We start from the raw sequence: 10,142 nt of genomic DNA on the forward strand, positions 1-10,142 counted from the left end.
CATTAGTTCGCCACTATCAATTTAATCGAGTGCGTTCGATGCGTAATGTCCGGCGCCTATGATGCTTGCCGACCCGAAAACATTCGGCCGAGCACATACACAGCCCAACGACACGCGCTCGCCAATTCGCGTCCGGTGGTGGCAAGTGGTTGATGACGTATGCGCGAAAGCCACGGCCTCAAATAAATCGAATGCCCGGACACCAGCATCTTGGCGAAGAATGCGCCGCGCCCGGCATCGTAGCCCCGCATCAAGGTCTCGAAATCGTTCGTACTCTTGCGACCGTGATGGTGATACACCAGCGGGCGTGGATCGTACGCGCCAGCCACGCCGGCAAGCGACAGCCGGGCCAAGGCATCGATGTCTTCACATGGAAACGGCGTACCCGCTCCAAGGTCCTCGTCGAAACCTCCGATCGCCTGCAGGAAGTCCCGACGGAATGCCATGTTCGCCCCGTGAATTTCGCCGGCACGAAGGAGCGCTCGCGCCGGAAAATCCTGACGCTGCAGTGACGTCTTGATCGTTACCGGCAAATCGTTTGGATCGAAGAGCTCAATGCGACCACCGAGATAACCGAGCGACGGCTGCTCGCGAAAGCACGTGAGAACTTGTGCCAGATAGTCGGGGGCGGCGTAGCAGTCATCGTCGAAGAACGCCACAACAGGAGCAGTGGCAGCCCGGAGCCCAACATTCCGTGCATGCCCCAATCCCTTGCGCGTCGCACGCTGCACCGAGCAATGCGGACCAAACGAATCCGCGAAGCGACGCAGCTGCTCGTGGGTTGAATCGGTCGACGCACTGTCGACGAGCACGAGCTGCCATGGTTCCGACACCTTCAAGGTCTGCAACGCAGCAAAGAAATCACCGAGGCGTTCGGCGCGATTACGCGTGCACGCGATTACGGAGATCGACGGCGTGGCGTCAGCGTCCGGCCGAGACGAGTGCGGCAAAGCCATCAGCTTTGAAACACCTCGAGCGCAAGCTCGATCTTTCCGAACGGCGCACTTACCTGCACCCCCTGGACAGCGCCGCGGACCCGTTCCAGCGCTTCACGAGCAATGGCGATACCCTCCGCCACCGCGTGCTCCTTGCTCTTCTCGTTCGCCTTACGCATCCGCTCGAGAACGGCCGGCGGCATGACGACCCCCGGCACCTCATTGGCCAGGAACTCCGCATTGCGCGCGCTCACCAACGGCCAGATCCCGGCGATGACGGGAATGCGCACATCGTGGATGCTCTCCAGGAAGGATTCCAGCTGCGCCGGGTCGAACACCGGCTGCGTAATGGCGTACTCCGCCCCCGCCTCCACCTTCCAGTGGAACCGCTTGAGTTCGTGCGCCGGGTCGATGGCGACGGGGTTCACCCCCACGCCCACGACGAACCGGGTGGGTTCACCAATGGGGTTGTTCCCCGGGTCGAGCCCGCGATTGAGCTTGCTCACGAGGTTGGTGAGCCCGATGGCATCGATGTCGAACACCGCCGTCGCATCGGGATAGGGGCCCATCTTCGGGGGGTCGCCCGTAATGAGCAGCATGTTGCGCAGCCCGAGCGCGGAGGCACCCAGCAGATCGCTCAGCATCCCCAACAGGTTGCGATCACGGCACGCATAATGGGTGACCGCCTCGATGCCATGGCGCTCGATGATGAGGCTCGTGGCAATGGCTCCCATGCGGCTCTGGGCACGCGGGCCATCGGGCACGTTGATGGCATCCACGCCGGCCTTCGCGAGCGCCGCGGCATCTTGCTCCAGCTTCGCGGTATCGATGCCGCGCGGCGGCACGATCTCCACACTGGTAACGAACGCCCCCGCGGCCAGCTTGGCACCCAACTTCGAGCGCTCGGCCAGCGGCACCGGCGTGCGCGCCTTGCCCTCCTCATCGCTCACGCGCTCGCGCGTGTCGCCAACCACCACACGCGTACGCGGTGCGAGCGGACGCACGCCCTCCACCATCGCCTTGGTGTGCTCGGGGGTGGTGCCGCAGCACCCTCCCACCACCTTCGCCCCGGCCTGCACGAGGTGTCGGGCGTAGGTCGCCATGTACTCCGGGCTGGCCATGTACATCGTGCGTCCACCGACGTCGCGCGGCATGCCGGCGTTGGGCTGCGCGCTCAGCTTTCGCGAAGTGACCGCCGCCATGCGCTCGATGGCCTCGAGAATGGTCTGCGGCCCCACCGAGCAGTTGAGGCCGATCACATCCACGCCCCACTTGTCCAGCACACGCGCGATATCCTCGGGGGAGGCGCCGTACGCGGTGCGTAGCTCGGGGCCCACCGTCGCCTGCGCAATCACGGGCATCGCGGGATTCACCTCGCGCGCCGCCAGTACCGCCTGTTCCAACTCCTCGAGGTCGACAAAGGTCTCCAACACGAAGCAATCCGCACCACCTTCCGCCAGTGCTTCCATCTGCTCACGGAACATGGCCCGCGCTTCGTCGCGGCTCGTGGGGCCGTAGGGTTCGAGACGAATACCCAGCGGCCCAACTGCACCAGCGACCAAACGCTGCTCTCCGGCTGCCTCGCGCGCCACCTCGGCCGCGCGGCGGTTGATGAGCGACACCTGCCCGTCGAGCCCATACTGGGTGAGCTTGGCGCGGTTGGCACCGAAGGTATTGGTCTCCACCACCTCGGCGCCGGCCTTCACGTACGCCGCGTGCACCTCACGCACCAAGTCTGGCGACCGCAGCACCAGTTCGTCGTAGCACTGGTTGATGAACACGCCCTTGGCATACAGCATCGTGCCCATCGCCCCGTCGAACATCACGACCTCGGCCGGGTCGAGCAGTCGGGCGAGCTGGGCCGCACGGGGGGAAACGCCAAGATCGGCGGGCTGACTCGGGTGCGTCGAAATAGTGGTCATATATACCTTACAAGATATGTCGAATTTGTCCGCTGTTCCCGCACCCCGTCGCGATGTCGCCTCGGCACTCGCCTCCCGCATCCTCGTCCTCGACGGCGCCATGGGCACCATGCTCCAGCGCCACCGGTTCACTGAAGACGACTACCGGGGCATCGGGAACACCGACCGCTTCGCCGCCTGGCCCAGCGACCTCAAGGGGAACAACGACCTCCTGGTGCTCACGCAGCCCGAGATCGTGGCCGGCGTGCACCGCGAGTACCTCGCCGCCGGGGCCGACATCCTCGAGACCAACACCTTCAATGCCAACGCCATTTCCATGGCCGACTACGGCATGGAGGCGCTGAGCTACGAGCTCAACGTGGCGGGGGCCGCTCTCGCCCGCCGGGTGTGCGACGAATTCGAGGCACAGGACCCGTCCCGCCCCCGCTGGGTGGCCGGCGTGCTTGGTCCCACGAATCGGACCGCGAGCATCTCCCCCGAGGTGGAGAACCCGGGCGCCCGCAATGTGACCTTCGACCAGCTGGTGGCCGCCTACCTCGAGGCCACCCGCGGCCTCGTCGACGGCGGGGCGGATATCCTCATGGTCGAAACGATCTTCGATACGCTCAACGCCAAGGCGGCGCTGTTCGCGATCGAAACGTATTTCGAGCAGACGGGCACCACCCTGCCGGTGATGATCTCCGGCACTATCACCGACGCCTCCGGCCGTACCCTCTCCGGGCAGACGGCCGAGGCGTTCTGGGCTTCCATGGCCCACATCCGTCCGCTCTCCATCGGCCTCAACTGCGCCCTCGGCGCGGCGCAGCTGCGTGGCTACGTGCAGGAGCTCAGCCGCATCGCCGACTGCCACATCTCGGCCCACCCCAACGCCGGCCTCCCCAACGCCTTCGGGGGGTACGACGAAACGCCGGCGATGATGGCCGAGCACATCGCCGAATGGGCGCGCAGCGGCATCCTGAACATCGTGGGCGGCTGCTGCGGCACCACCCCAGAGCACATCGCCGCCATCGCGCAGGCCGTGCAGGGCGTGGCGCCCCGCGCCATTCCGCAGCCGGACCCGCTCCTGCGTCTCAGCGGCCTCGAGCCCTTCAACGTGGGCCCCACCACGAACTTCGTGAACGTGGGTGAGCGCACCAACGTGACCGGGTCGGCCCGCTTCGCCAAGCTCATTCTCGACGGCAACTACACCGAGGCGCTGGCCGTGGCGCGCCAGCAGGTGGAGAACGGCGCGCAGCTCATCGACATCAACATGGACGAGGGGCTGCTCGACGCCGAAAAGGCGATGACCACCTTCCTCAATCTGGTAGCGAGCGAGCCCGACATCTCGCGTGTGCCCATCATGGTGGACTCGAGCAAGTGGAGCGTGCTCGAGGCAGGGCTCAAGTGTCTGCAGGGCAAGGGCATCGTGAACTCCATTTCGCTTAAGGAGGGCGAAGCGGAGTTCCTGCGCCAGGCGCGTCTCGTGCGCCGCTACGGCGCCGCGGTGATCGTAATGGCCTTCGACGAGCAGGGTCAGGCCGATTCTACCGAACGCAAGGTCGAGATCTGCACGCGCGCCTACAGACTCCTTACGGAGACCGTGGGCTTTCCGCCGCAGGACATCATCTTCGACCCCAACATCTTTGCCATCGGCACCGGCATCGAGGAGCACGCGGGCTACGCGGTGAGTTACTTCGAGGCCACGAAGCAGATCAAGGCCACGCTTCCGCACGCCAAAATCAGCGGCGGCGTGAGCAACGTGAGTTTCTCCTTCCGCGGCAACAATCCGCTGCGCGAGGCCATTCACGCGGTGTTCCTGTACCACGGCGTGAAGGCCGGCATGGACATGGGCATCGTGAACGCCGGTGCGCTCGTGCCGTACGAGGACATTCCGGCCGACCTGCGTGAGCGCGTGGAAGATCTCGTGCTCAACCGCCGCCCCGATGCTACCGAGCGCATCATGGAGGTCGCCGAGCAGGTGAAGGGCTCGGCAAAGAAGGAAGCGGTGGAAGACGCTGCGTGGCGCTCCCTGCCGGTGGAGGAACGCCTCACCCATGCCCTCGTGCATGGCATCGACGCCTTCGTAGTGGCCGATACCGAAGAGGCACGCCAGACCGTCGCCCACCCCATCGAAGTGATCGAAGGGCCACTCATGCAAGGCATGAACGTGGTGGGCGACCTGTTTGGCGCGGGTAAGCTGTTCCTGCCGCAGGTGGTGAAGAGCGCGCGTGTCATGAAGAAGGCCGTGGCGCATCTCATCCCGTACATCGAGCAGCTCAAGACCGCCGACACCAAGCCCAATGGCCGTGTGCTCATGGCCACCGTGAAAGGTGACGTGCACGATATCGGCAAGAACATCGTGGGCGTGGTGCTGCAGTGTAACGGCTACGACGTCGTGGACATGGGGGTGATGCAACCTTGCGCTGCCATTCTCGACAAGGCGCGCGAGGTGAACGCCGACGTGATCGGCCTGAGTGGCCTCATCACGCCCAGCCTCGAGGAGATGAGCTTCCTGGCCAGCGAAATGGAGCGGCAGGGGTTCACCATTCCGCTGCTCATCGGCGGCGCCACCACCAGCAAGGCGCACACGGCGCTCAAGATCGAGCCGGTGTACAGCGGGCCGGTGGTGCACGTGCTCGATGCATCGCGCGCCGTGGGCGTGACCAGCAACCTGCTCAGCGACGAGCGTCGCGACGAGTATGTAGCCGGGGTGCGAGCGGAGTACGCGAACATCCGCGAGGCACGCGCCGCCCGCGGTGGCAACGAGCGTCTCATCTCCATCGAAGCGGCGCGGGCCAACAAGGCGCGCATCGACCTGTCTGTACCGGTGCCCGTGCCCACGTTTACCGGTGCGCGCACGCTGGCGCCCTATCCGCTGGAAGATCTGGTGCCGTTCATCGACTGGACGCCCTTCTTCCAGACGTGGGAGCTGGCGGGGTATTACCCGGCGATTCTCGACGACGCGGTGGTGGGCGCGCAGGCGCGCACGCTGCTCGCCGACGCCAAGGCCATGCTGCACCGCATGGTGACCGACGGCCGCATCGAGGCACGGGCGGCGTTCGGCTTCTGGCCCGCCGTTGCCGAGGGCGACGACATCGTGCTCTACACCAACGACACCAAGACCGAGCGGCTGACCACGCTGCACATGCTGCGGCAGCAACTCGACAAGAAGGGCGACGGGCGTCCCAACAGCTGCCTGGCCGACTTCGTGGCCCCGGTGGACAGCGGCGTGACCGACTACGTGGGCGCGTTTGCTGTGACCACCGGTCACGGCGTGGAAGCACTTGCCGCGGAATACCGCGCCGCGCACGACGACTACAGCGCCATCATGGTACAGGCTCTGGCCGACCGCCTGGCGGAAGCCTTCGCTGAGCGGCTGCACCAGCGGGTGCGCACCGAGTTCTGGGCATATGCAACCAACGAGTCGCTGGACAACGAGGGGCTGATCAAGGAGCGGTACCAGGGGATCCGCCCGGCGCCGGGGTATCCCGCCTGCCCCGACCATGCGGAAAAGGGGACGCTGTTCTCTCTGCTCCAGGTGCCGGAACGCGCTGGCATTTCGCTGACGGAGAGCTTCGCGATGTATCCGGCGGCAAGTGTGAGCGGCTGGTACTTCTGGCGGCCGGAGGCGAGGTACTTTGGTGTTGGTCAGGTGGATGACAGCCAGCGCACGGACTATCAGGCACGGACAGGGCGCCCACTGAAATGATGCGCGGGGACAGGCCGCTCACGGTGGTCTTGCTGCTCGACACGCGAACCGGGCAGTTCGGTGGCGTTGAAAGCTATTGCTACGACTTCGCGCTGGCCTTGGGTCATGCGGGGCATCGGGCACATGTCGTGCTTGCCGGCGCGCCCCTGCCTTTGGACAATCCGGAGCACCGCGAGCTTCGCACACACCACGTTGAGGCGAGTGCGCTGGAGACGGTGCCGCGATCCGAATGGGAGTCGCTGCTCGACCGGATTGCCCCGGATGTCGTGGTACTCGCGAAAGGGTGGTTCGATCGGCGCAATCCATCACTCGATGCCGTGATCGCGTCAAGGGGGTGTGCCTACATCATTTGGGAGGGTCACCCTGCACCGGCTGCACCCGCCGGGAGGATACGACGTGCCGTGCGGCTGCTCCGCGGGGGGTGGCCCAACTATCGCCAACGAGTAGCCCGGCAGCGTCATTGGAGAAGAGCCAGCCGCGTGCTCTGCGTGAGTCATCACGTGCGGGATCTGCTGGTCAGCGAACATGGTCTTCCCTCATCTCACGCCGACTGCATTTACCCGGGTATCGACTTCGCACGCTATGCCTTCGACCCGGCGCTGCGACTCGCGGCAAGGCAGGGTTGGGGTGTGCCGGCGGATGCGCGGGTCGTGGGCACTCTCGGGAGACTCGTTCGCCACAAACGGACCGATCTGCTGCTGCACGCGTTCGCGAAATTGAGGCAAGAAAGTACCGGGGGCTCGCTGTATTGCGTGATCGTTGGATCAGGTCCCGAGCTCGAGGGATTGAGACGGCTCGCCAAGGACCTGAACATCGAAGAGCATACCCGTTTCGTGGGATGGATCGAGGATCCGCGCATCGCGTACTGCGGCTTCGACCTTTTCTGCCTGCCGTCTGAGGATGAGGGCCTTGGGCTGGTGTTGATTGAAGCGGGCGCTTGCGGATGCATTCCGCTTGCAGCGAACGCTGGCGGAATGTCCGAAGTCCTCGATCACCTCGGCCTCGACTTGATCGTCGACGATTGGAGCGTGGAGTCGTGGGCCAACCGCCTGCGCGCGCACCTGTCCTGGGACGCCGACACGCGAGCGGGAGTCCAAGAGACGACACGAAGCAGGCTCCAGAAGCGATTCGACGCGGTTACCCAATGGCAACGCACCATCGACTGGGTGGAGCAGGTGGTCAGGCGTTGATACACGTCGTCACTCGCCTTTCGTATTCGATGGACCGAGCCATTACCAAGTCGTGAATAAGAGGTATTTTCCAATTGCCGAATACGCGGAAGCCGTTGCCTCTCCTGCCTGTGCCCTGCCATGCCGCGCCATCACGACAGCCGCAATCTCGAGAGTATCGGCGCGTTGGCCGAGCAATACCGATCGGTCCTTCGGTCGGCGCTGGACGGGGCTCGCGATGTGGCGCTTCTCGATTTCCCGAACTATGCGAATGTCGGCGACAGCCTGATCTGGCTCGGGCAGCTGGCCGCGCTCCGGACACTCGGCGTCCGCATCCGGTACATCGCCACCGCGGAATCGTTTTCCTGGCGAGAGTTGAACCGTCGACTCCCGCAGCATGCTCCAATTCTCTTCAGTGGTGGAGGGAATCTGGGTGATCAGTATCCGCGCATTCAGGACTTTCGCTCCCGAGTCCTTCGGGAATCGTCGCAGCGCCCGTTCGTCCAACTGCCCCAGAGTATTCACTTCCGTTCCGACTTCGAGGCCGCAGGGTTTTTCGAAACGGTGCGACGACACAGCGCGGCGACTCTGTTGGTACGCGATCAGGAAAGTGCGACATTGGCGACCAGCTTCGGCGTGCAGGCGCTACTGTGTCCGGACGCCGCCTTCTGCCTGGGGCCCATACCGGCGCCCGAGGCGGTCCAGCCGCAGGTGGTTCTGCTTCGAACCGATGAGGAAACGACGTCGCGTTTCGATTCCCTGCTCGCAGGACACCACGGCAGCGCGGTCGACTGGATTCGGGTACCGCACCCTAGGGTGCATTCCTATCTCTGCGATCTGACGTTCGTGGCGGAGTCTCGTCGAATGTTTCCGCTCGTGGCTCCCTTCCTTGGGCTCATTTATTCGATCCTGCCGCGGGCGCGGTACGCGTTCGGCAAGCAAACGCTGGCGCGCGGTGAAGTACTGGTGACGGACCGACTGCACGGGCACATCCTCGCGACACTCATGGGGATGCCGAACGTGCTGCTCGACAACAACTACGGGAAGCTTGCCCGATTCCACCGCGACTGGACCAGCAATTCGCCATACGCATTCGTTCCGCGCGAGGAGGAAACGCTCGAAGCCGTCTGCGCGCGCGCCAAAAGGGCGGGCGAGGCGCGTCAGTAACGGAGTTTCGAGATGATCCGGCCGACCGCACTCTTCTTCAATGCCTGCTTGCGGTAGAAGCGATTCGACCGATCGATGAGTAGCGCCACCTCACGCCCCAGCGCGGTCGCGCGGTTGGCCTCCGCGAAACCACGATACACCCTGTTGACCGAGTTTTTGTTCGCGACATATGGGAGTGCCCGCACGGCTTCCAGAAGCTGCAATTCCGTGGTCGCGAATGTCGTGAACCGTTCGCGCTTTCCGGCAAAGTGCAGCACCAACTGCGTACGAATGCACTTTTCGCAAACACCACAGTTCAACTGCGTCGTCTCGCCTTCCCAGCAGACTCGCAAATTCTCGTGAACAATCGGCTCGTCCGCAATTTCAAGGAGCTTTTCAGCCCTGAAGTGCGTGCCCCCAACGTTCATCAGGCTCGTCGTACCGGATGACCAGTGCGGGTCGAGCCGGAAATGTGACCCCCACGGTTTCGTCGGATCCACATACGGGTCGGACGACGAAATGAGGATGTGACTATATCGGGACGCGAGAAGATGGCCCACCGCCGCCAGCGCTCCGCCGTGCGTCACTCCCCAGTCGACCGAACGAAACAGTGTGTGTTCCCGGAGATTGGTCGCGACCTTCAGGGCCGTCAGGCCGAAGTGATTGGCCACCGCTTGCAGGCTCGCCCAAGCGACGTTTGTCCGGTTCGGCTGAGACAGCGAAATATCGAACCCTTCGACGAGCACCAGTGCATCCGGCGCGAGAGGCCCGCGGAGAAGCGAATAGAAGGAATCGACGCCACCGGAGAACATGAGGGCCGCGCCTTTGAACGCCGGCGCCAACTGCCCCGTCAGTCGCTGACCCTCACCCGTCGGCTCCGACAGCGAGACGTCCGGATACCCCCAGAACTCACGTACCACCTGTTGCAGTGGTGTGAGATGGTCCCGGAATCGTGCGGTCAGCGGGGCGTCCAGCGCCAAGGCGCGACCATGGTGGGCGCAGACGAGCAGGAACGCGGAAACGATCGCTTCGGAGCTCAGTACCAGTGGGAGGTTGGCCTCGAACCACACGGGGCCGCCGTCAATCTCTGCGACGACCCGCGATGCAGGCCCCGGTATGGGTCGCTGGGCGACGACGGTGTGTGGCATGAGTCGGCGATGAGGACGGGAAGACGTCTGGAGTATCAGGTAGGAATCGTGCTCGATTACACGGGCATTTTCACTCGACACTTTCGGGGACGCGGAGATGCCTCAGTACAAGATTCTTGATACGATCCGACCGG

6 protein-coding genes are annotated in these 10,142 nt (G+C 64.3%); 3 read left to right on the forward strand and 3 right to left on the reverse strand.

The annotated features are described in order from the left end of the window. Nucleotides 1-56: 56 nt before the first annotated feature. Together ACIQ6O_RS08030 and ACIQ6O_RS08035 are read right to left on the reverse strand one after the other, a co-directional pair. Complete coding sequence (locus ACIQ6O_RS08030; protein WP_396207260.1) at nt 57-956, reverse strand: glycosyltransferase family 2 protein; 900 nt, start codon at nt 954-956, stop codon at nt 57-59. Next, entirely contained in the window at nt 956-2,857 is a 1,902-nt protein-coding gene (locus tag ACIQ6O_RS08035) for a bifunctional homocysteine S-methyltransferase/methylenetetrahydrofolate reductase (protein ID WP_396207261.1), read from the reverse strand. Before ACIQ6O_RS08035 ends, ACIQ6O_RS08030 begins: the two co-directional genes overlap by 1 nt. A gap of 16 nt (nt 2,858-2,873) precedes the next feature. Here ACIQ6O_RS08035 and metH point away from each other — a divergent pair, with 16 nt between their 5' ends. The 3 genes from metH to ACIQ6O_RS08050 all read left to right on the forward strand — a co-directional run bounded on the left by metH (nt 2,874) and on the right by ACIQ6O_RS08050 (nt 8,881). Beyond that, nucleotides 2,874-6,545, forward strand: a complete 3,672-nt coding sequence (gene metH, locus ACIQ6O_RS08040; RefSeq protein ID WP_396207262.1) for a methionine synthase — start codon at nt 2,874-2,876, stop codon at nt 6,543-6,545. Nucleotides 6,546-6,574: 29 nt separating this feature from the next. Further along, nucleotides 6,575-7,735: a glycosyltransferase gene (locus ACIQ6O_RS08045; RefSeq protein ID WP_396207263.1), complete on the forward strand. Its 1,161-nt coding sequence runs from the start codon at nt 6,575-6,577 to the stop codon at nt 7,733-7,735. A gap of 120 nt (nt 7,736-7,855) precedes the next feature. After that, nucleotides 7,856-8,881, forward strand: coding sequence for a polysaccharide pyruvyl transferase family protein (locus tag ACIQ6O_RS08050; RefSeq protein ID WP_396207264.1), 1,026 nt, complete (start codon nt 7,856-7,858; stop codon nt 8,879-8,881). Here ACIQ6O_RS08050 and ACIQ6O_RS08055 read toward each other — a convergent pair. Further along, on the reverse strand, nt 8,875-9,930 hold the full coding sequence (locus ACIQ6O_RS08055; protein ID WP_396207265.1) for a hypothetical protein: 1,056 nt from the start codon (nt 9,928-9,930) through the stop codon (nt 8,875-8,877). The genes ACIQ6O_RS08050 and ACIQ6O_RS08055 overlap by 7 nt on opposite strands. Nucleotides 9,931-10,142 lie beyond the last annotated feature (212 nt).

The sequence above is a fragment of the Gemmatimonas sp. genome, assembly GCF_044345575.1.
Taxonomy (GTDB): Bacteria; Gemmatimonadota; Gemmatimonadetes; order Gemmatimonadales; family Gemmatimonadaceae; genus Gemmatimonas.

Excerpts from the sequence above, each read along its gene's own strand:
- ACIQ6O_RS08030 (WP_396207260.1), bottom strand. The coding sequence starts at position 956 with ATGGCTTTGCCGCACTCGTCTCGGCCGGACGCTGACGCCACGCCGTCG.
- ACIQ6O_RS08035 (WP_396207261.1), bottom strand. The coding sequence starts at position 2,857 with ATGACCACTATTTCGACGCACCCGAGTCAGCCCGCCGATCTTGGCGTT.
- metH (WP_396207262.1), top strand. The coding sequence starts at position 2,874 with ATGTCGAATTTGTCCGCTGTTCCCGCACCCCGTCGCGATGTCGCCTCG.
- ACIQ6O_RS08050 (WP_396207264.1), top strand. The coding sequence starts at position 7,856 with ATGCCGCGCCATCACGACAGCCGCAATCTCGAGAGTATCGGCGCGTTG.